Source organism: Streptomyces sp. NPDC048521 (assembly GCF_043199855.1).
Lineage (GTDB): Bacteria > Actinomycetota > Actinomycetes > Streptomycetales > Streptomycetaceae > Streptomyces.
The window spans coordinates 191,806-213,191 of the sequence record NZ_JBICWR010000013.1 but is presented as its reverse complement, the minus strand read 5'-3'; the positions used below and the strand labels follow the sequence as shown (position 1 = coordinate 213,191).

At 70.5% G+C, this 21,386-nt stretch carries 16 protein-coding genes and 2 pseudogenes; 7 read left to right on the top strand and 11 right to left on the bottom strand.

What is annotated here, in order from left to right:
* Positions 1-59 precede the first annotated feature (59 nt).
* The 3 genes from ACGFRF_RS28220 to ACGFRF_RS28210 all read right to left on the bottom strand — a co-directional run bounded on the left by ACGFRF_RS28220 (position 60) and on the right by ACGFRF_RS28210 (position 2,107).
* On the bottom strand, positions 60-830 hold the full coding sequence (locus ACGFRF_RS28220) for a GNAT family N-acetyltransferase (RefSeq protein WP_393744679.1): 771 nt from the start codon (positions 828-830) through the stop codon (positions 60-62).
* Between the two features lie 216 nt (positions 831-1,046).
* Positions 1,047-1,673: a hypothetical protein gene (locus ACGFRF_RS28215; protein WP_393744577.1), complete on the bottom strand. Its 627-nt coding sequence runs from the start codon at positions 1,671-1,673 to the stop codon at positions 1,047-1,049.
* A gap of 17 nt (positions 1,674-1,690) precedes the next feature.
* The gene (locus ACGFRF_RS28210; protein WP_393744575.1) at positions 1,691-2,107 is read right to left on the bottom strand and encodes an MmgE/PrpD family protein; all 417 of its coding nucleotides are present in this window, start codon (positions 2,105-2,107) and stop codon (positions 1,691-1,693) included.
* Positions 2,108-2,127: 20 nt separating this feature from the next.
* Between ACGFRF_RS28210 and sigJ the strand changes: the two genes are divergently transcribed.
* Positions 2,128-3,072, top strand: a complete 945-nt coding sequence (gene sigJ / locus ACGFRF_RS28205; RefSeq protein ID WP_393744573.1) for an RNA polymerase sigma factor SigJ — start codon at positions 2,128-2,130, stop codon at positions 3,070-3,072.
* A gap of 93 nt (positions 3,073-3,165) precedes the next feature.
* Positions 3,166-4,359 carry an NAD(P)/FAD-dependent oxidoreductase gene (locus tag ACGFRF_RS28200; RefSeq protein ID WP_393744571.1) on the top strand — a complete coding sequence of 398 codons (1,194 nt, stop codon included), beginning with the start codon at positions 3,166-3,168 and terminating at the stop codon, positions 4,357-4,359.
* A gap of 518 nt (positions 4,360-4,877) precedes the next feature.
* On the opposite strand, the gene ACGFRF_RS28195 is transcribed toward ACGFRF_RS28200, so the two are convergent.
* The 3 genes from ACGFRF_RS28195 to ACGFRF_RS28185 form a co-directional block, all read right to left on the bottom strand.
* A complete protein-coding gene (locus tag ACGFRF_RS28195; protein WP_393744569.1) occupies positions 4,878-5,240 on the bottom strand; it encodes a DUF1304 domain-containing protein in 363 nt (120 codons plus the stop codon).
* A gap of 345 nt (positions 5,241-5,585) precedes the next feature.
* Complete coding sequence (locus ACGFRF_RS28190) at positions 5,586-6,140, bottom strand: hypothetical protein (protein WP_393744567.1); 555 nt, start codon at positions 6,138-6,140, stop codon at positions 5,586-5,588.
* Between the two features lie 358 nt (positions 6,141-6,498).
* Entirely contained in the window at positions 6,499-6,636 is a 138-nt protein-coding gene (locus tag ACGFRF_RS28185; RefSeq protein WP_393744566.1) for a hypothetical protein, read from the bottom strand.
* 652 nt (positions 6,637-7,288) lie between these two features.
* On the opposite strand from ACGFRF_RS28185, the gene ACGFRF_RS28180 reads away from it, so the two are divergent.
* A complete protein-coding gene (locus tag ACGFRF_RS28180; protein WP_393744564.1) occupies positions 7,289-7,894 on the top strand; it encodes a dihydrofolate reductase family protein in 606 nt (201 codons plus the stop codon).
* Between the two features lie 65 nt (positions 7,895-7,959).
* Here ACGFRF_RS28180 and ACGFRF_RS28175 read toward each other — a convergent pair.
* Both ACGFRF_RS28175 and ACGFRF_RS28170 read right to left on the bottom strand, forming a co-directional pair.
* Positions 7,960-8,315: pseudogene (locus ACGFRF_RS28175) on the bottom strand (response regulator transcription factor); the annotation flags it as partial.
* A 168-nt stretch (positions 8,316-8,483) separates the two neighbouring features.
* The gene (locus ACGFRF_RS28170) at positions 8,484-10,043 is read right to left on the bottom strand and encodes an AMP-binding protein (protein ID WP_393744562.1); all 1,560 of its coding nucleotides are present in this window, start codon (positions 10,041-10,043) and stop codon (positions 8,484-8,486) included.
* Positions 10,044-10,535: 492 nt separating this feature from the next.
* Between ACGFRF_RS28170 and ACGFRF_RS28165 the strand changes: the two genes are divergently transcribed.
* Both ACGFRF_RS28165 and ACGFRF_RS28160 read left to right on the top strand, forming a co-directional pair.
* Positions 10,536-10,679: a hypothetical protein gene (locus ACGFRF_RS28165; RefSeq protein ID WP_393744560.1), complete on the top strand. Its 144-nt coding sequence runs from the start codon at positions 10,536-10,538 to the stop codon at positions 10,677-10,679.
* A gap of 151 nt (positions 10,680-10,830) precedes the next feature.
* A complete protein-coding gene (locus ACGFRF_RS28160) occupies positions 10,831-15,069 on the top strand; it encodes a carboxypeptidase regulatory-like domain-containing protein (RefSeq protein ID WP_393744558.1) in 4,239 nt (1,412 codons plus the stop codon).
* 379 nt (positions 15,070-15,448) lie between these two features.
* On the opposite strand, the gene ACGFRF_RS28155 is transcribed toward ACGFRF_RS28160, so the two are convergent.
* Positions 15,449-18,346, bottom strand: a complete 2,898-nt coding sequence (locus tag ACGFRF_RS28155) for an ATP-binding protein (protein WP_393744556.1) — start codon at positions 18,344-18,346, stop codon at positions 15,449-15,451.
* Positions 18,347-18,589: 243 nt separating this feature from the next.
* Complete coding sequence (locus tag ACGFRF_RS28150) at positions 18,590-19,033, bottom strand: MFS transporter (protein WP_393744677.1); 444 nt, start codon at positions 19,031-19,033, stop codon at positions 18,590-18,592.
* Between the two features lie 28 nt (positions 19,034-19,061).
* Between ACGFRF_RS28150 and ACGFRF_RS28145 the strand changes: the two are divergent.
* Positions 19,062-19,536: pseudogene (locus ACGFRF_RS28145) on the top strand (transposase family protein); the annotation flags it as partial.
* A gap of 37 nt (positions 19,537-19,573) precedes the next feature.
* On the opposite strand, the gene ACGFRF_RS28140 reads toward ACGFRF_RS28145, so the two are convergent.
* Positions 19,574-20,527: a GlxA family transcriptional regulator gene (locus tag ACGFRF_RS28140; protein WP_393744675.1), complete on the bottom strand. Its 954-nt coding sequence runs from the start codon at positions 20,525-20,527 to the stop codon at positions 19,574-19,576.
* 164 nt (positions 20,528-20,691) lie between these two features.
* Between ACGFRF_RS28140 and ACGFRF_RS28135 the strand changes: the two genes are divergently transcribed.
* Positions 20,692-21,330, top strand: a complete 639-nt coding sequence (locus ACGFRF_RS28135) for an HD domain-containing protein (RefSeq protein WP_393744554.1) — start codon at positions 20,692-20,694, stop codon at positions 21,328-21,330.
* Positions 21,331-21,386: the final 56 nt, after the last annotated feature.

Here is a 21,386-nt window from a genome sequence, read left to right as displayed (position 1 = left end):
CCAGCGCGGGCGCGGCGGTCCGGTGCGCGCGGGCGGGACCCACCGGAGGGCCACATGTGTCAGCGTGTGTAGAAGGTCCAGAACTCCTCGGTGCGGAAACCCAGCCGCTCGAAGAGGGGCAGCCCCTCGTCGGTGGAGTGCAGATACGCCGTGCGCGCTCCGGAGGCGTGCCCGTCCCGCAGGATCCGCTCGGCGACGGCGCGGCCCAGGCCCTCCCCGCGGTGCTCGGGCACGGTGCCGATGTTGACGAGGCCGACGTGTGCGCCGGTGCGGATCGCGATGCCGGCCGTGGCCGGTACTCCGTCCGTCTCGGCCACGTAGCCCTGGACAAAGGGCAGACCGAGGACGAGCGGGGTGAACAGGCTGGTGATGACCGCCGGGGGTGCGCCGAAGGCGGCTCCCATGACAGCCGCCAGGATCTCGTGCTCGTCGTCGCCGAGCGGACGCACGGACTCCGCCTGCGCAGCCGCCTCCCGTCCGGGCCGGCCGTCCCCCAGTGCCAGCAGCATGAACGGACGCCTGCTGACCGTGTTGAGGCCGTGACGGGCGGCGAGTGAGGTGAGGTCCTGCCCTGGTTCGCCGCGTAGCCGGATGCTCCAGGGCAGGTTGTCGACATGGGAACCGGCCTGCTCGCAGAGCGCGGCGATCTCCGCCGGGTCCGGGACCGGGGACACACTCATGACTCCGTTGAAGACGGGGAAGTGTGAGCCGGTCGTGGCCAGCAGGGCGCCGCCCCGGCCGCGCTCGTGGAACCCGCCGGGTATCGCGGCCGCGAGGCCCTCGACCGCGTCCTGGAAGGCTCGCGCGGCCCCGGCAATGTCATCTTTCATAGTCACACGTATGAGTGTATGGCTTATATCCGGAAACATGTTTCCGCGGACTTCCGCGGTCGGGTGGCGGGCGAGGTTCCCCCAGCCGCGCTCGAAGTACTCCGTACTCCGGCTGGACAACCCGCGGCCATGGTGGGGTCTCCGCGCGGCAGCTCGCCGAACACCGCGTGGTCCGCGCGGACGTCAGGCCTGCGGTCAGTCCGCGCCGACCGCGTTTCAGGCCGTGGGACGGCCGGGCACGCCGTAGTGCTTCGTCACCGCACGGACGGTGTCCTGCTCCTCCAGGGTGGTCACGGCGGTCAGCAGCGCGGCGGCGCGCTCAGCGGGAAGGAGCCCGTCGACCGCTGTCAGGAACTTGCGCTCGATGTCCTGGCGGGTGGCGGGCCGGCTGGCGTGTCCCGGGAAACCGGCCTGGTAGGCGCTGAGAACGGTGCCGTCCCGCAGTTCGATGTCCACCTTGGTGCTGAAGACGGGGTCGCCCTCGGGAATCGGCATCGGGTACGACTCGACGAGATCACCGATGGCGAGGATCTCCGGGTCGGTCCAGCGGGAGGGCTCGAAGTAGTCGGCGGGGGCGTTGCGGCCCGTGACGAACTGCAGGCCGACGCTGAAGGCGAGGCTGAACTGGGCGGAGATGGCGTCGCTGGGCCGCGTGATGCTGCCGCCGTGCCCGATGGCGAAGTCGACCAGACCGATCCGGATCCGGGCGACGTCGGCCGCCTTGATGCCGTGTCGCCTGCGCAGTTGTCCTACGACGTCCAACGGGGCGTGGTTGGTGGCCACGCCGGGGAAGAACCGGATCATCGTGTCAAGGATGAGCCAGCGGTTCCACAGCGGCTCCATGGCCGCGATGTCCCCCCTCAGGCGAAGAGGTTCAGCAGCCCCTTCGGGCCGTCGTAGATGGTGGCCGGGCCGGTGAGGCCGAGTCGCGCCAGTTGCGCCGCTTCCACGCCGGACCGGGCGGCCGACCCGGGGTGCGTCCGCTTGACCTCGCCCCCGTGCTGGGCGTACTCCACCGTGCCGCCCGAGTCACTGCCGGCGATGCCCAAGGCGTTGGTCTGCTGTTCCGGCGTGAGACCGAGGATCACTCCGGCCGCTGCGGCCGCGCCGTGCACGCCGAGCACCTTCGCGCCGTGCCAGCCCGCGGCCAGCATCTGCGGGGTGCTGGCGGACCCGATCAGCGCCATCGTCTGGACGCCCGCGACGACGGCGGTGATGAGGTCACGCCCGTCCCCGACGTGCGGCGGGGCCGCACTGCCGAGGCCGGCCGGCACCACGGGGGGCTAGGATCCGAGCCATGGCCCTGACGGTGAACGACGTGGACCGGTTCGAGGCGTCCAGGCCCCGCCTGGAGGCCATCGCCTACCGTCTCCTCGGCTCCGCGGCCGAGGCCGAGGACGCCGTGCAGGAGACGTTCCTGCGCTGGCAGGCCGCCGACGTCGACCGTATCGAGGTCCCCGGGGCATGGCTGACGAAGGTCCTCACCAACCTGTGCCTCAATCAGCTCTCCTCCGCCCGCGCGCGGCGCGAGACCTACGTGGGCCAGTGGCTGCCCGAGCCGCTGCTCGCCGGAGACCCGATGCTGGGCCCGGCCGACACCGCCGAACAGCGCGAATCGGTGTCGTACGCAGTCCTCGTCCTCCTGGAGCGCCTCTCCCCGAACGAGCGGGCCGTGTACGTGCTGCGGGAGGCCTTCGACTACCCGCACCGGGAGATCGCCGCGATCCTCGGCACCACCGAGACCGCCAGCCAGCAGATCTTCCACCGCGCCAAGAAGCACGTCGCGGCCGGCAAGGCACGCAGCGAGGTCGACGAGGCGGCCGCCCGCCGGATCGTCGACGAGTTCCTCGCGGCCGCCACCAGCGGCCGCACTGAGCCGCTGGTACGGCTGCTCACCCAGGACGCCGTCTCCATCGGTGACGGCGGCGGGAAGGTCCCGGCCCGCGCCAAGGCGTTCGAAGGCGCCCTCGCGGTCGCGAAGTTCCTCCGCGGCCTGTTCAAGCCGAGCGCGGCCAAGCGCGCTCTGGTCGGCGGCCCGGCCGAGGTCCACGCCACGACCGCCAACGGCGACCCCGCCCTCGTGGCGGTCGTCGGCGGCCGGGTGGTCGGAGTCATGTGCCTGGAGGTCACCGCGGGCGGCATCGCCGCGTTCCGCAACCAGGTGAACCCCGACAAGCTCGAGCGCGCCACCCGGCGGTGGGCGGCCGCCGACCACGGCGAGCCCCTGCTCACCGCGTTCTGACCGCGATGTGAGGTGCTTCACACCCCGTTCCTGTCAGGAAACGGCGGGCCGCCCGGTTCAAGGGGCGAATCCGCTCAAGACAGGAGCCCGGAAATGCAGCACCGCATCGTCGTCCTCGGAGCCGGATACACCGGAGCCATCGCCGCCGGACGCCTCGCCAGGCGGCTGAGCCGCGAAGACGTCACCATCACGCTCGTCAACGCCGAGCCCGACTTCGTCGAGCGCGTCCGCATGCACCAGCTCGCGGTCGGCCAGGACCTCAGGCCCCGACCCTTCAGCGAGATGTTCGCGGGCACCGGCGTCGAACTGAAGCTCGCGCAGGTCACCGGCGTCGACGCCGACCGCAGGTCCGTCGCCGTCACCGGCGCGCACGGCGCCGAGGACCTGGAGTACGACACCCTCGTGTACGCCCTCGGCAGCGGCTGGACGGACCACGGAGTCCCGGGCGCCGCCGAGCACGCCCACGAGATCGCCAGTCGCCCCGGAGCACTGCGGCTGCGCGAGCGGCTGGCCCGCCTGGCCGCCGGGGAGCCCGTTGTCGTGGTCGGCGGCGGTCTCACCGGCCTGGAGGCCGCGACCGAGATCGCCGAGGCCCGCCCGGACCTCGATGTCGCCCTCGCCGCCCGTGGCGGCCTCGGCGACTGGCTGTCGCCCAAGGGACGCGCACACCTGCGGAAGGTCTTCGGCACCCTCGGCATCACCGTCCACGAGCACGCCGTGGTCACCGCCGTCGAGGCCGACCGCATCACCACCGCCGACGGCACGTCCGTCCCGGCCGCGGTCACCGTCTGGACCACCGGCTTCGCCGTGCACCCGATCGCCCTGGCCACCACCCTGGAGGTCACCGACACCGGCCGGATCGTGGTCGACCGGACCATGCGCTCGGTCTCGCACCCGGACGTGTACGCCGTGGGCGACGCGGCCATGGCCCTGGGCTCCGGCGACAGGCCGCTGCGGATGTCGTGCGCCTCGGGCGTTCTCATGGCGTGGCAGGCCGCCGACGCCATCGCGGCGCGACTGACCAGCGGGAAGCTCCCGAACGTGCCGCTGCGCTACTTCAACCAGTGCATCTCGCTGGGCCGCAGGGAGGGCCTGATCCAGTTCGTCACCGCCGACGACCGCGCCGTGCGGGCGGCCCTGACCGGACGCACGGCCGCCGTCTACAAGGAGCTGGTCTGCAAGGGCGCGGCCTGGGGCGTCGCCAACCCGCTCCTGCTGCCGGCCCGCCGCCGCCGTGTCGTACGGGAGCGGACCCAGGCGGACGCGACGGTCGAGGTACCGGCCTGACGGCGGTACCGGGCACCCACGCCGCGACCGAACCCGAGACGGGGAGGCTCACACAGACCAGCCTCTTGCCGCTGCGGCGCTCGCTGTTCCTGCGGCCGGACGAGTAGGAGTGCGTACAAGCCTTTGCTCAGCATGCAACAGAGATCGACACGTTGCTCCGGACGGGGTCGAACGGTGATCGTCCTACCGGTGCAGAGTGGTGGGCGGCCTCCCGAGAGCCTCCTTCCGCACCACGTCGCGTCCACGGCAGCGGACCAACTCAGGCTTTTGACCGACAAGTCGGGTGAGCGCTCTGCGGCAGTGACGCAAGGGGAACACGAATAGGCCTGCTGAACCCGTGGCGACCGCTGCATGGAAATGTGCTCTTGAGCAGGCTTCCACTGGATGCTGCATTCGCTGTCGTTCCGGCAGGGCAGCAGCGAAGTGCACACAGCAAGTGGTCCCATTGCGTAGCGTGCTTGGGAACCGTGGTCGGCGGATCCGGGAGCGCCGGCCCGGGCTCCGCCACAGGGCGTCGGTCAGTGGGCCAGGAACACGAGCGTGAGGCCCAAGGCCGCCGGGAGCGTCTGGACGTACAGGATCCGCCGGCTGGAGCTGGCGGCCCCGTACAGGCCCGCCACCGCGACGCACACCAGGAAGAACACCTTCACCTGGAAACCCACCGGGTCGGAGGCCACCGCGCCCCACGCCAGGCCGGCGGCGAGGAAGCCGTTGTACAGGCCCTGGTTGGCCGCGAGCGCCTTCGTTCGGGAGGCGAACTCGACACTGGTCCCGAAGGCCGCCCGCGCTCTCGGGCCGGTCCAGAGGAACATCTCCAGGACGAGGATGTAGGCATGCAGGCAGGCGACGGCCCACACCACGACGGATGCTATGAGTGACATGCCGACCATGATCGGTCATGCCGCGGGTGCGGAGCACCGTCTCGGCGAATTGACGCGCTGTCCCCGGCGCGCGGTCTGTGTTGCGGCCTGGAGCGGGTTGCCGCGCCCAGTTCGGTCATCAGCCGGAACGTACGCTGGGCAGGACGTCGTCGCGCAGGCGGCCCGGCCAGTCCACCGCGGAAGAAGTCCGGACGACCGCCGGTACACACTCAACAACAACGGATGGACAGCCCAATGACGCTTCGCCCTTTGGGTTGGCCGCCTCCGAAACGGTGTCACTCCACCCACTGGTCGGTCGGGTGACCGCTTCCGGCCATCATGTGCCGGCCAGGACCTGTCCGACCGTCACCGGACGGCTGCAGCTCTCGGATCGACCTCGCAGTGATCGATCGCGTCCACGCGTCCCGAGCCGGCAACGGGCACCCGGAAGGTTGTTCTGTCCTTCGCGGGTACCGGCACCTGATCGCCAGTGTCCATCATGGTGTAGCCGTGCTTGTCCTTGAACCTGACTTTCACGGTGAAGAGGCCGTCGCGTCCGTTCGGATTCCTGATCTCGACGGTCGCGTACGGGTCTTCCATGCTTGCGCAGTGCACGAGCACGGCGGTGCCGTCCTTCAGGGGGCGGGCGGTACCGCTGGAGGGGGACGCCGTGGGGCTGGGCTGTGAACTGCCGCCGCTGCCAACGGTGCTGGTTCCGGAGTCGTGCGAGTCACTGGGTGAGCCGCTGGACGAACCACGGTGCGGGTCGCTGCCATGCGAGCCACCGCCGCCCGACGTCGAACTGTCGTGGTCCTGGCTGGAGTTGCTGCAACCGCCGCCGGAACTGCTGTCCTGGCTGCTGTTTCCTTGGCCACGGCCCGACGAGAACCCGGTCAGGGCCAGCACGACCAACGCCGACACCGCTGTGCATCTGAGCCTGCGCCCCCGTATGTGCATGCCCCCACCCTAGCCGCGGGCGCCGTACCGGTCTGCATCGGTCGTCTTGCCGGACTGGCGAGGTTCTCCGCGATCTGCGGGAGGTTCGGGCGCCGTCCTCGGACTGGTTGCGGTTCAGTTGCTCCAGGGAGGCGTGGGCCAGGGCCGTGGCCCGGGTGAACCACTCCGTGATGACGGCCAGTTCCTCCGCGGAGTTGCCGCCGAACAGGCCGTCAGGCGCTGGTAGCGGCCCGCGAAGCCTCGACCCGGCTGACCGCGTCCGCTACGCGCGCAGCTCGGAGCGTGCCGCCGGCACCGATGGGACGGTCGCCCAGTAGGGGTGTCACCACAGTCGTACGGACAGGAGCAGCAGGCGGCGGCGCAGGGCGGTGGCGTCGCGGGGACGGGATGCGGCGAGCGCTTGGTAGGTGGCGTTCCAGGCGTGCTGCGTCCGCGCCAGGTCGTCGGGTAAGCCGGTCACGCCCATACCGGCATGAGATCGCTTGTTCGATTTGCGTGTCACTTCGGACGCGCTTCGACGGCCCCGCGGTCGGGGTCGCACCGGGCATGGTCGGCCTCATGGTCGGGCCTGTGGTCGCCGCCACCACGGCGCCCGGTGGGGACTGTAAATCGTTCGGTGTAACTCCCGATCATGGAGGATGCATCGAACTGGCGTTGCCTCCCGCCGTGCGGGCGCCGATGGCGCGGGGCCGGGCGGTGCCGTCCCCGGCGGCTCCGGCGGCGGCGCGCGGGCGCCGCTGTTCAGCGCTGCGGCCAGCGGTCACGTCGGATCGCCGCATCCACACCATCGGCGGCTCCGGGAGCCAGGGCATGGACGAGCGAGACGACGCGGTCGGGGCGTCCCGCGGGTGAGGTCGTTGATCCAGATCATCAAGGTGCAAAGGCGGCCAACGCGTCTCATCTACGGCGGGTGCACCGCCTGAGACTCCCGCACGGGCCACGTCGCCGTCGGGCACGAGAGCCTGGCTCAGCTCGATGGCCGCGGCGGCGTGACGGGGGTGCCGTTGGCACCGGCGTCGCCGTTGTGAGGTCGTAGGTGTAGGACCACTCGGTCTGGTGCCGATGAGTTTCCGGCGGTCGTGCGGTCTACCCGTCGACGAAGGGAGCGCACCATGCGCAAGGTCATCGTTTGCACGTTCCTGACACTGGACGGCGTCATGCAGGCGCCGGGCGGTCCGGACGAGGACACTGAGAGCGGCTTCGAGCACGGCGGCTGGCAGAAACCGGTGTCCGACGACGAGGTCGGCACGGCCATCGCCGGTTGGTACGAGCACTCCGACGCGATGCTGCTCGGCCGCAAGACGTACGACATCTTCGCGTCGTACTGGCCGACCGCCGATCCCGACAACCCGTTCACCCATCGGATGAACACCATGCACAAGTACGTGGCGTCCCGGACCCTGACGTCCGTCGAGTGGCAGAACTCCACGCTGCTGGAAGGTGACGTCGTCGAGGCCGTACGCAAGCTGAAGGCGTCCGACGGCGGCGACATCAACGTCGTCGGCAGCGGCGACCTCGCCCAGACCCTCATGCAGCACGGCCTCGTCGACGAGTACCGGCTGACCATCCATCCGGTGATCATCGGCACCGGCAAGCGGCTGTTCGCCGACGGAGCGATCCCCACCGCGCTGGACCCGGTCAGTGTCTCGACGACGAAGGGCGGCACCATCGTCGGCGTCTACCGGCCGAACGGTCAGCCCAGCTACGACAGCTACTAGGCGCATTGCGGCTTGTGGCCTGCCGCCTTCTGTGCGCCCGTCGTAGGACAGTTCGGTGGTGTGAACTACGGGGGCAGGTGCCGGATCTGACTGCTGTCCTTGGGCCGCCGCACGACAGCGCCGGGGGGGCCAGGGCTCCGCTTCGATCTACGTCTGCTCGGTGGACCGCTGGCGGCTCCGTGTTCGCCGGCGCTGACCAGCCCCGTCTCGTAGGCGACGATGACGGCTCTGACACGATCACGGAGTCCGAGCTTGGCGAGGATGCGGGTGACGTGCGTCTTGACGGTCGCCTCGGCCAGGTGGAGACGTGTGGCGAGTTCGGCGTTGCAGTCCTGGCCGGCAGACCGAGGACCTCCAGTTCGCGCGGGGTGAGCGAGGCGAGGTCGCGGTGGAGGGCGGGGGTGTCGCTGCCGCGAGGGGTGCTGTGCCGATGCTCGCCTGCGGCACTGAATCGATGTTCAGTGAACGTCAGGATCAGAGTCCATACCCCCGGCCCCACCGCAAGCAGCGATGGGGGCCGGTTGGCTGGTCCACTCCGAAGCCAGGTGGGGCGTACCGGACATGGCTTGTACGCCGCACCCGAGGGGTTCTATGCGCCGGATGCCAGCAAGGACGCGCGGAGGGCCTTTTTGTCGATCTTGCCGACGGTGGTGATGGGCAGGGCGTCGGTGATCGAGTAGGAAGCGGGAGTGTAGAGGTCACCAAGGGCGTCGACGATCTCGCGACTCAGCCGGGCGAGGTCCGGGACGTCGGCCCGGTCCTCGAGTACGAGGACGACGTGCACGGTCTCCTTGTCGTCGTCGCCGGGCAGGCCGATGGCGGCGGCGTCCTTGATGGCAGGCTGTGCGGTGAGGAAGTCGTCCAGAAGCCGGGAATAGACGTTGTCGGCCGTGCTGCCCGTCACGATGATGTCCCGTGCCCGGTCGACGATGTACAGGTAGCCGTTCTCGTCCTCGCGCGCGATGTCCCCGCTGCGGAACCAGCCCTCTTCGTCGAGGACTTCAGCAGTACGTTCCGGGTCGTTCCAGTACCCCTCCATGACCGTGCGACTACGCACGAACAGCTCACCGAGTTCCCCCACCGGCACCGGCTTGCCATCGTCGTCACGCAGCTCGATCTCGACTCCGGGTGCTGGGCGTCCGCAGCTGGTCAATGACTGGGGACGCTGCAAGTCGTGTTGCTGGGGGGTGAGTTGGGTGACGAGTCCGTTCTCGGTCGCTCCATAGATCTGGTCCAGAATCGGACCGAAACGCCCGATTGCTTGTCTGAGGCGTGCGGGGGATGCGGCCGCACCGGTGTAGTGGAGGGTGGTCAACGCAGGAAAGCGACCGGCGAGACAGCCCGGGTGATCGAGCAGCTCGTAGAGCATGGGTGTCACCACCACCATCCTGGTGACACGCTCGCTGTCCATCACGGACAGGGCCGTGCCGGCGTCGAATGTCCTCAGCAGCACGATGGTGTGGCCGCTCAGGACGCCCATCAGGAAGGCGCCGTGACCGCTGGTATGTGTCACCAATGTGCCGATCAGCACTGCGGGATCATCGGACTCGCTGTCGGAGAACGCGGCCGACGCCTGCACATAGGTGTCGTAGAAGCCGCTGCGGTGGACGACCAGCTTGGGCAGTCCGGTCGTACCGCCCGTGTAGAGCAGCGTCGCGATGTGGCGGCCGTCTGCGGCGTCGCGGAGCGAGAGGCCCGCGTTGCCGGAGGCTGCCGTCAGGAAGTCGGCCGCGATCGAGGACGCGCCGATGCCGAAGAGATACGGGATGTCGATCCGGCCGGCCAGCCGCTTGGTCCGCTCCTCGAAGACCGGGTCGAACAGGAGCATCCTGACGTCGGCGCGCTCGACCAAGGCTTCCAGTTCACTGTTGCCAGGCTCCGGCGGCACGAAGACCAGTCGACAGCCTGTGAAATGAACCGCCAGCTGGAGCAGAAGCGCCTCCGGGGAGTTCTCCACGAACAGAGCGACTCCGTCCCCCTCCACCAGACCGCTGCCCCGCAGCGCCGCAGCGAAGCGCAGGACCGTGCTGACGGCTTCGGCGCCGCCGACCCGCCGCGACCCCGCGACGATCGCGTCACGATCACCTCTCTCCGCAAGGCGTTGCAAGACGGAGACCGTGTAGTTCTCGCTGCCAGTGACCGCGTTCATGATCCTTCTTCGTGCTTGAGGGTGCATCTGGGGCCCGGCGGCCCCGGGCATTGCCTGACTACCCATTGAGAAACCGTGTCGAGGCGCCAAGAAGTTCATCGAGGTGACGGGAAGTCTGGCAATCAGTAGGAAAGTGACGTTTGTGCGTGGCGGCAGGTGTCGGTGAACCGTCGAATGCCGACGGATATGGCGAGCGTTCAATGAACCCGGACATTCCGGCGCCCGACGGCGACGCCGGATGCGGCCACCGAGACGGGGAGCGGCATGGCCGAGGCGGCGGCGGGTGCGGACTTGCGTGGCTGCCGACCGGGTCGGCCTCATGCCGCCGGTTCGGCTCGACGGCCGCGGCCCGTACACCGGCTCGTCATGCTCGCGTGGCCCACTGGTCACCCGAGCTTTAGGTCATTTGCCCAATCGTTCCCGACGACGGGCCCGGCCATACTCGCCCCGTGACGCGCCCCGCCCCGGGGTGCCCTGGTGGAGAGGCTGCCGATGATCGGTCCCCTGGACGGCCAACCGGATTCCGATGAAGTGCGCGACGGGACACCCCCGTCGCTGACCGAGGCCGACCTGGAGCCCCTTCCCGGCCAGGAGTCCGCCGAGCACGATCCGGCGCCGGGCTACGAACCGCTGTGAGCGCGCACCGCCCACCCGGGCCCGTGTTCTGACAAGGCCCCGGCCGCCCTGCTCCGCTTCCCCGCACTGACAAGGCCCCGGGCCGCCCCGCCCCCCTTCCCCGCACGGGTCGTACCCCAGCCCCCTCCCCCGAAGGAAAAGGAACTCCCCCATGTCTGGACGTGGGCGCGTGCGCGCGCCTGTCTCGCTGTTGATAGCGGCGTGTCTGAGCCTGTTCGTCGCCGCCCAGGCCCCCGTCGCCGCAGCGGCCTCCGAGCCGGCCACCGCCGAGGCCGCATCCATCACGGGGTCCGCGTCAGCCGACTCCTCCGCGGAAGCGCCGCTGGACGTGGCCTCGGAACAGGCCGACTACAGGCCCGCGGACTGCAACAAGCCCGCGCCCGACCCGGACACCCCCACCGCTCGCTGCTACGCCCTGATCAGTACGGAAGCCGGGCAGAGGAAGGAGTCCGCCGCCACCGGCCCTGCGGCCACCGCGCTCACCCCGGACGACATCCGCTCCGCGTACGACCTCCCCGACGGCGGCAAGGGCCGTACCGTCGCGATCGTGGATGCCGGCGGCTACTCATCGGCGGAGGCCGATCTCGCCGTGTTCCGGAAGCAGTTCGGGCTGCCGGCCTGCACGACCGACAACGGCTGCTTCCGCAAGGTCGACCAGCGCGGCGGCGTCGACTACCCGGTGGACGACCTGGGATGGGCCGAGGAGACCGCTCTCGACCTGGACGCCGTCTCCTCCGCCTGTCCGGCCTGCCGCCTGCTGCTCGTCGAGGCCGACTCGGCCGGCGCCTACGACCTGGGCGCCGCGGTACGCACCGCCGTAGCCCTCGGGGCGAAGTACGTCTCGAACTCTTACGGCATACCCGGTGAGGACCCCGGGCAGGCGACCCTCGACGCCTGGCGGCAGCCCGGTGTGGTCGTGACCGCCTCGGCCGGCGACACCGCCAACGTCGTCAACTGGCCCGCGTCCGACCCCGATGTCGTTTCGGTCGGCGGCACCCGCCTCACCCGGGACACCGACACGGCGCGCGGCTGGACGGAGAGCGCCTGGTCGGCGAGCGGAAGCGGCTGCTCGGCGTACGAACCGCGGCCCGCCTACCAGCAGGATGTCGCCACCTCGTGCGCCCGCAGGGCCATCTCCGACATCTCGGCCGTCGCCGACCCCCACAGCGGGCTCGCGGTCTACGACTCCCTCGGCCACAGCGGCTGGCTCCAGGTGGGCGGCACGAGCCTGTCCGCTCCGCTGGTCGCCGCGATGTACGCGCTGGCGGGCGAACCCGCCGCCGACACGTACCCGGTGACCTATCCGTACGCCGACCAGGGCCACCACCTCTTCGACGTCACCGAGGGCAGCAGCGGGACCTGCGCCACCGTGCTGTGCGACGCGGGCACGGGATGGGACGGGCCGACCGGCCTCGGTTCGCCGAACGGCGTGACGGCCCTGGCGATGGGCCCGCACGGCACGGTGACAGGCCGGGTCACCGACACCGCCGGCGCTCCCGTCGCCGGTGCGAACGTGCTGCTCACCGGCAAGGACAACGGTCGCGTCTACCACGCGACGGCCGACGCGAAGGGCGCGTTCCGCGCCATCGTCGGTGCCGGTCCGTACGAGGCGAGCGCGACCGCCTTCGGCTACGCGGACGCGGGGCACGCCACGCTGACCATCGCGGACGGCGGCACCGGCAGCACCGTGATCACCCTCCGGAAGCTGCCCAGTCACACCGTCTCCGGAAAAGTCACCGACGCCTCGGGGCACGGCTGGCCCCTCTACGCCACGATCGCCGTCGACGGCTACCCCGGAGGAGCGCTGCACACCGATCCCAGAACCGGTGAGTACAGCGTCGAACTGCCCGATCACGCCTCCTACACCCTGCGTGTGACGCCGGATCAGCCCGGCTACGCCACCGACACCGCCACCGTCGCGCTCGGCTCCAGCGACACCCGCGCCGACTTCCCTGTGAAGGCCGACCAGACCATGTGTGTCGCACCCGGTTACGCCTACCCCGTGCGGGCGGACTTCGAGGGATGGACCGGCGCGCGCAACGGCTGGACCGTCGTCGACCACGGCTCCTCCGGCAACGCCTGGGAGTTCGGCGACCCGCACCAGCAGTGGAACTTCACGGGCGGCAGCGGAGACTTCGCCGCGGTCGACCCCTTCGACAACAACGGCACCGCCGAGGACGCCGACCTGCTGTCCCCGGTCCTGGACCTGACCCACGAGACCGACGACCATCTGCGCTTCGACGCCGGTTTCGCCCACACCGACGGCAGCGAAGCGGACGTCGCGTTCAGCCTCGACGGCGGAGCGACGTGGACCACGGTCTTCCGCACTGGAAGCACCGACTACGCCGGACCCGTCGACGTCCCGCTCAAGGGCGCGCTCGGCCACCGTGACGTCCGCGTCCGCTTCCACTACTCCGGCTCCGGAGGGAGCATCTTCGAGATCGACGACGTCTCCGTAGGCAGCTGCGGCACCCTCGCCGGCGGCATCCTGGAAGGCACCGTCACCGACGCCAACACCCACCGACCCCTGGTGGGAGCGACCGTCAGCGACGGCGCGGCCGTCACCGCCTCCGTCGCCACCCCCGACGATCCGGCGCTGAGCGACGGCTTCTACTGGCTGTTCAGCCCGGTCGCCGGCAAGAACACCGTCACCACCACGATGCCGCGCTACAAGACCGCCACGGCAGAGACCACGATCACCGCGGACTCGGTCCGCGTCCATGACCCGTCCCTCGCCGCGGGCCGGCTCGCGGTCTCCGGCGGCGACATCACGGTCGGCGCGGAACTCCGCCACCGCGCCTCCCGCGAGATCACCGTGAAGAACACCGGCGGGGCACCCCTGCATGTGACCGTCAACGAGCAGAACGCCGGCGGCGACACGACCGTACCGGCCGTCTCCGGAGCGGCGCCCCAGTTCGTCAAGGGCGTCTTCCCGGACGGTCCCGCCACTCCCGCGGCCCCCGGCACGGCTCGGCAGGCGGCTCCCTCCAGCAGTCCGGCCGCCGCTCCTGCCACGTCGTCCGGCTCCCCCTGGCAGATCCTGCCGGACTACCCGGAACCGATCATGGACAACGCCTCCGCGACGTTCGAGGGCAAGACGTACTCGCTCGGCGGCATCGACAAGGTCAAGGGTGGTCACTGGACCAAGAACTCGTACGTCTACGACCCGGCCGCGGCCACGTGGGCGCCGATCGCTCCCCTGCCCGTGCCGCTCGAGTCCCCGGCCGCGGCCTTCGTCGACGGCACTCTCTACGTGGTCGGCGGCTGGGCCGCGCAGGGCACGAGCGCCACGGCCGTCTCCACGGTGTACGCCTACCACCCTGCGAGTGACACGTGGTCGCGCGTCACCGATCTGCCGACACCCATCGCTGCGGCGAGCACGGCGGTCCTCGACGGCAGGCTCTACGTGGTCGGGGGCTGCCCGGACGGGTGCGGCACAGTGAGCGCACACGTCTACCGCTACGACCCGGCGTCGGACAAGTGGCGACAGCTCGCCGACTACCCCGTCCCGGTGCACTGGGCCGGGTGCGCGGGCACCAGTGGCGCCGTCACCTGCGCGGGCGGTGTCAATCTCAGCACCACGGGGCACGCCCGTGCGCTGAAGGGCACCTACGTCTACCACCCGCGCACCGACACCTGGACCAAGGGGGCGGACGCGCCGTACGCCGTGTGGGGCATGGCGGCCAACGGCGGCAACGGACGGCTCCAGATCGTCGGCGGTGTCACGGCCGACGGGGCGACCAACAAGGCTCTGCAGTACGACCCGCTGGGTGACGTCTGGAGCTCCCTGCCCAACGCCGCCCAGCCGATCTTCCGCTCCAGCGGCAGCGGCTGCGGGCTCGCCCAGGTCGGCGGCGGTGTCTCGCCGAGTGCGCTGGAGTTCCCCGTGGGAACCCGCACGGTGCAGAACCTGCCCGGCTTCGGGCAGTGCGCCGACGACCAGGTGACCTGGCTGACGGAGAACCGCACCACTCTCGACCTCGCCCCGGGCCACTCGGCGCGGATCAGGGTCACCGCGGACGGTTCCGCCGTCACCACGCCGGGAACGTACTCCGGCGTCCTGTCCCTGACCACCGACTCGCCCTACGTCGACCCGCCCGTCCCGGTGAAGTTCACCGTCACGGCGCCCGCGTCCTGGGCGGAGGTGACCGGCGCCGTGACCGACGCGGCGACCGGTACGCCACTCGCGGGGGCCACGGTCACCGTGCACGGCCCGGGCGGTGCCGCGACCGTCCTGCACACGGACAGAGAAGGCACCTATGACGTGTGGCGGCGGCCCGGCCCGCTGACCCTCACAGCCGAGGCGGCCGACCACCGTGCTCGCACCGTCCGGCTGACACCGAAGCGCGGCTCCCGCACCACGGTCGGCCTGCCCCTCTCCGGAGCCTGACCGGCCGGACCGACTGCGGTGCCCTCATCGACAGGCACTGTCAGTGGGTCTGGGGCCCGCGTATCGACTGCCCGCACGACCCCCGTGGGGTTGTGCGGGCAGTCGTCGTGTGCGGGACGGATGCGGGTCGTCGCAGGGGTGGAGGTGTCGCGGATCGCCAGGGGACCGGCAGCGTCGCCCATGGTGATCGCCGACTCCGGCCCACCCCCCTCGCAGCCGCCCCCGCCGCGTCGCACTTGTCCTCGGGAGAACGGCTCACGTGCGGTGCTCTCCAGCATCCGCCGTGTGCGTGCGGGACATGTGCGCGGCTTGTGTCGCCACGGCACGGCGGACGGATCGATGGGGCGACTGCCCAGGCAACGCGGCACCCCCGCTGGGGCTACGCCTCCTGACCGGTCTCCCCCGCCCGGACCTCGGGTGTGATGCCCGCCCGCAGGGCGCTCACGGCCAGTGCTGTGCGGGAGGTCACCCCGTGTTTACGCATGGCGGACTTCAGCTGCGCGGCGATGGTCTTGGGCGAACGGCACAGGGTGCGGGCGATCTCGGGAGTGGTCAGTCCGGCGAGCACCAGGCGGACCACCTCCAGCTCCCGGGGCGAGAGCTGGTCGCCGTAGCCGCGCTGACCGCGCCGGCCGACGTCCGGGGTTTCATGCCGCGCGAGGGCCTTCAGTGTCTCGGTGAGCCGCTCGACGTCGTATGCGGCACCCAGCTCGCGCAGCCCGTCCCGGATCCCCGGCAGCAGCGCGAGCGCCTCGCCCGGCGCGCCCGCGGCGGCCAGACATCGCGCTCGCGCCTCCCGGGCGAGCAGCGCCGCGTACGGCCGCGGCAGCGCCTCGTACGCATGGGCGGCTGACGCCCAGGCGTCGGCCGCACGCGCGGGTGGCTGCTCAGCCTCGGCCAGGTGGGCCCGGCAGACGGCCAGGGACGCCTCGACGACAGGGGCAGGACAGCCACGCGCACCGCGAGCGAAGCCGGAGACCAGCTCCGCCACGTCCGTATGCCGGCCGGCCGCCACCAGTGCCTGCGCGCGGGCCGGGGCGATCTCGGCCGCGGCCAGCCAGATGCCCTTGCGCAACACCGAACGCCAGCCTTCCTCCGTCACCGTCAGGGCCTCGTCCAGCAGTCCCTGTGCCAACCGCACGCGGGCGAGCGCGGCGGCGGACTCCAGCGACATGCCGAGGATGCCTCTGCGGCGGCTGTCGGCGAGTACGTGTGTCAGCTGTTCGGCGGCCGTGTCCAGGTCGCCGGCCGAAGCGGCCAGGAGTCCGGTGACGAGCGTGGTGTCGAGCTGGATCAGCGGCTCGTCCGGGGCGGCGGCGGCGAGTTCGGCGGCTCGCCTACCGAGGCCGTCCCACGCGCCGGTGTGCCAGTCGAGGTGGACCAGGGTCGTGGCAGCCATGTCGCGCAGCCGAAGCTGTCCCTGCGCCTGGGCCGACCGGTGGCCGGAGGTCAGGCGGCGCCTGGCCTCGCCGTACCGGCCCCAGTGCATCGCCGCGTCACCGATGTTGAGGTCCGCGCGGGTCAGGTCGACGGCCTCCTGGGGCGAGGCGGCAGTGACGGGGATCTCCCGTGCGGCCTCCCAGCCGGCGGGGTCTCCCATTTCCAGCAACGCCGTGACCTGCTCACCCTGGAACGTCAGCCGCTGCTCCACCGGCAGCACGGTCCGGGCCAGCTCCGTGACCCGTTGCAGCCAGCGGCGCTGGGCCGCCACCGGCCACGAGGGCGCCGTCAGCCGGGCCAGCGCGCTCATCGCCGACGCCGCCTCCAGCGGACTGTCGGCGAGGTCCGCGACCGCCCGCTCCAACTCGGCCGAACCGGCCTCGTACTGGCCGGTGTGCAGCAGCATGCGGCCCAGCTGGACGCGCACCCGGCCGCGCTCGGCAGGGTCCAACGCCGCGTCGTCGATGAGTGAACGCAGCGTGCGGACCAGATCGGTGCTGCCGAGGTAGCCCGAGAACGCGAAGACAGGGAACTTGCGGCACACGCGCACCACGTCCGCAGCCGGCAACTCGCCCTCCTCCAGCACCGCGTGCAGCATCGCGACCGCGGTCTGGTGGTCGCCGGAGGCCAGGGCCAGGTCACCGGCCCGCTCAGCGTACTGGCACCAGCGCTCCCGGGCGCCGGCCTCGCGGAAGTGGTGGGCCAGCCGGGACAATGGGGCGGGCGTGACCTCTTCCAGGACCTGCGCCGCCCTCAGATGCAGGGCACGACGCGGGCCGACCGGAATGTCGTCGTGCACCGCGCGGGCGGCGAGGACGTGCCGGATGCGCAGCCGCCCGCGGGCGTCCTCGACCAGCACCCCGCCCCGGACAGCCGCCTCCAAGGCTGCCGTGGTGCGCCGCTCGGGCAGGCCGGCGATCTGGGCGATCACACGGTCGTGCGCGGGTTCGACGAGGACAGCCGTGGCGCGCACCACTTCCTGCACCTCCGGATCCAGCCGTGCGAAACGTTCCAGCACGGCGTCTCTGATGGTCGGCGGCACACTGATCTCTCCCAGCGTGCGCCGCACCCACTCGCCGCGGGAGCGAACCAGGTCGGCCCGGTCCCGCAGGAGACGTACGGATTCCTCCAGGGCGAGTGGCAGGCCCTCCGTGCGCTGGTGCAGGAACTCGGCGAAGGTGTCGGACACGTGCTCGTCGTCGAGCATGGAGGAGACCAGCTCGGCGCACTGGGCCACAGACAGGGGGCTGAGGCATGTCCGGACGTGCCCGGCGCCGACGGCGGGCCGTGCGGCCAGGGACAACAGGGCGGATCCGGTGGGCACTTCCTCGGGCCGGTAGGTGAGCATCAGGCTGACGCTCCGGGTGTGCTGCGCGGCCAGGAACAGCAGGAAGCCGAGCGTCGCGTCGTCCGCCCAGTGGACGTCCTCGATGACGAGGACGCCAGTGCCGAGCCGGTCCAGCAGTTCGGCGAGCGCGCGGAACAGCCGGTGCCGCGCGGCGCCGGCGTCGTGGAAGGGGTCCGGGGCCGGCGGCAGGTCGTGGGCCCACTCGGGGAACAGCGGCCGCAAGGCTCCGGCCAGGGTCGTGAACCGTAGGTCGGCCAGGGTCGTGCGGGCCTGGCGTACGGCGTCCACGACCGGCTGGAGGGTCAGCGCCTCGCGGTAGGGCGGGCAGGAGGCCACCAGCGGTCCGAGCGACTGTACCTCGGGGACGCGCAGAACTTCCTGGAGCAGGCGGCTCTTGCCCACGCCCGCCTCGCCCTCGATCAGCACCGTCGCCGGGGCCCGGGTCAGCGCCTGGACGATCTGCTCCAGTTCGGTGCGACGGCCGATCATGCGCGGAGGACGTACAGGGACGAACTCCGGTGCACCGTCTGCCGTCCGTCTCTCCACTGGACCCCCTCCCGAGATGACCACCGATGGGGCAACAGTCTGACTCTTTCACACCTCGCGCTACGACGTTCCAGGTTGGTGTCCGGTTGCTCGGCCCCAGGGCGGATTCGTCACCTCCGTTGTCTCACATGTCGGCCGGAAGGAGCCTTCGACATGTGAGGGAAACCTGGCGGGTGGCGACCTGACCTACCGATCTGGTTCCGGAGACGTCCCCGTGGGCTTGCCGGTGTCGAGTTCCTTCCAAGCGGGGAACATCGTGTTCGCCAGAACGACGGCGAAGTACAGGGCAGAGCCCGTCAAGAGCACCGCAGGTGCGCCGAGAGTTCCGACCAGGATGCCTGCGGGTATCCCGCCGAAGGGGATGCCCGCGTATGCCATCGCGTCAGCGATACCTCCGACACGTCCCAGCATGTCTCGGGGGATACGTTCCAGGACTGCTGCGCCAAGGACGGGGTTGAGCATGCCCTCCGCGAAACCGCTGATCGCGATGATGACGAAGACCCAGCTCACGGATACATCGAGTCCGAGGATCAAGAATCGAGGGCCACCGGCGATCAAAAGGGCGCCGAGGAAGAGAGTTCGGCGCGGGAGCCGGTGAGCGAAGGCGGCTGCAACGGCGCTGCCTGTGATCGCGGCGGCGGCCGGCGTGCCGCCAAGTGATCCCGAGTACGAGCTGCTCGACGGAACACTCGCCGAGTGCGACCGCGTCGGTGACGGCCGGGCCGACTTCTCGCAGAAGCACCGCCGCCACGGCGTGAACGTGCAGGTCGCTGCCGATCCCGCAGGCAACCTGCTGCGGACCTCCGCACTGTCAGGCCGCACCCATGACCTGACCGCGGCCCGCACCTACCGAGTCATCCGGATCTGCGAGCGCCAGAGCATTCCGGTCCTTGCCGACCGCGCCCACATCGGGGCCGGCTCCTGGGTGACCACGCCGATCGGGCGACTTCCGCACCAAGACCTCAGCCCGACCCATCGGAGGGTCGACCGGGGCCCTGCCAGCGGCACGTGCACCAGTCGAACGAAGCGTCGCGGGACTGAAGTCCTGGCACGTCTTCCACAAAGCCCGCATCAGCCCCCACCGCATGACGTCAGTCGCCAAGGCCGTCCTCGCCCTGGAGTGGCGAGGCTGAAGTGGCGAAGCCGAGAAGGGTCAGTGGCAGCTTCGTCCTACTGCTGCCCCTCGTCGGCTCGGCGCGCTGTGCTGAAGCGTCGCTGATAGGCGGCGGGACTGAGTGACAATTCCCTCACGAAAACTCTCCGCATACTCTCGTAATTCGGGAATCCGGCAAGGGATGCCGTCTGCGTTGCGGTATGCCCTTGGTCGAGGAGAGCTTTCGCCATGTCGAACCGGATCATCTCCACGTGCCGGGCCGGCGTCGTGGACAGCTCGTCGTGAAAGAGTCGCGTGAGATGCCGAGGGCTCACATTGAGGTGCTTGGCGAGTTCGCCCAGTGAGTGGTTTCCTCCGGGATTCGCCGTGATCAAGTCCGTGATTCTACGGACGGCCGGAGACCGGGGCGGCGGTCCTTGCAGTGGGGCGGAGAACTGTGACTGGCCGCCCGAACGCTGCAGATAGACCACCAGGGCGCGGGCGACGTCGCGGGTGAGATCAGGGCCGTGATCCTCCTCGACGAGTGCCAGTGCCAGGTCGATGCCGGCGGTCACGCCCGCCGAGGTGTAGGTGGTGCCGTCACGGACGTAGATCGCTTCGGGGTCGACACGGCTGGCCCGGCAGCGGGCGGCGAGCTCGTGCGCGACCTTCCAGTGCGTCGTAGCACGCTTGCCGTCCAGGAGGCCGGCGGCGCCGAGGATGAATGCTCCGGTGCAGATGGACGCGACCCGGCCGGCCCGGCCCGCCAGCGTTCGCGCGGCCTCGACCAGATCACGGGGGACTGGCGTGCGCGGGTAGATGTCCGCGCCGGCCACCAGGAACGTGTCGGGAGCAGGCTCCGTGGCGGCGGCGTCGTCGACCGCGATCCGGATCCCGATGGACGAGGTGACATCGCCACCGGTCGGCGACACCAGCACGATCGTGTAGTCGGCACCGAGCCGGTTCGCCTCCCCGAACACCTCGGCTGGGCCGGCGACGTCCAGGAGTTTGACCCCGTCGTAGACGAGGATCGCAACCCGATGCGGGGCGGAACCCGCAACCCCGCTGCCTGCCTGTCCGGATTCGGGTGACTCATGGCCGGACCGAGGGAGCGCCGGACGCCGGGTGGTCGGCAGTGTGGAGGACGGACTCACCATCCATTCGTAACACACTGATATCGGAAGGAGCAGAGGTCATGAGCGAGATCATCGCGGGGGTAGAGATTCCTGAAACGGCGGCGGTCGCCGAGGCCACCCGCCTCATGCAGGAGATGACCAGCCCCCTCATCTACCACCACTCCCGGCGCGTTTTCGTCTTCGGCGCCATGCATGCTCACAGGCTCGGCCTGGAGCCCGACCCGGAGCTTCTCTACCTGTCCGCCATGTTTCACGACACCGGCCTTTTGACCCCGTTTTCCGACGTTGAGCAGCGCTTCGAGGTCGATGGAGCCGACCACGCACGTAAGTTCATGCTCGACCGCGGTTTCCCGGCCGGGGCCGCCGACGTGGTGTGGACGGCGATCGCGCTGCACACGACCCCGGGGATTCCCGGGCGGATGGGCCCGGAGATCGCCATCACGAATGTGGGGGTCCTGACCGACGTGCTCGGCCTGGGCCTGAACGAGCTGGATCGCGGCCAGGTGGACGAGATCACCGCCGTCCATCCGCGGGGTGACTTCAAGAACGAGTTTTTGCAGGCCTACCTCGAGGGACTCAAGCACCGCCCGGAGACCACGAACGGAACCGTGAACTCGGATGTGCTGGAGCACTTCATTCCCGGCTTCCAGCGCACAACCACGGTCGAGCGCATCATGGACGCTCCCTGGCCGAGCTGATCAGGGCGCCATGAAGGCAATGCGATGAAACGTGTGAGTCGCCCTCGCGACGGGCG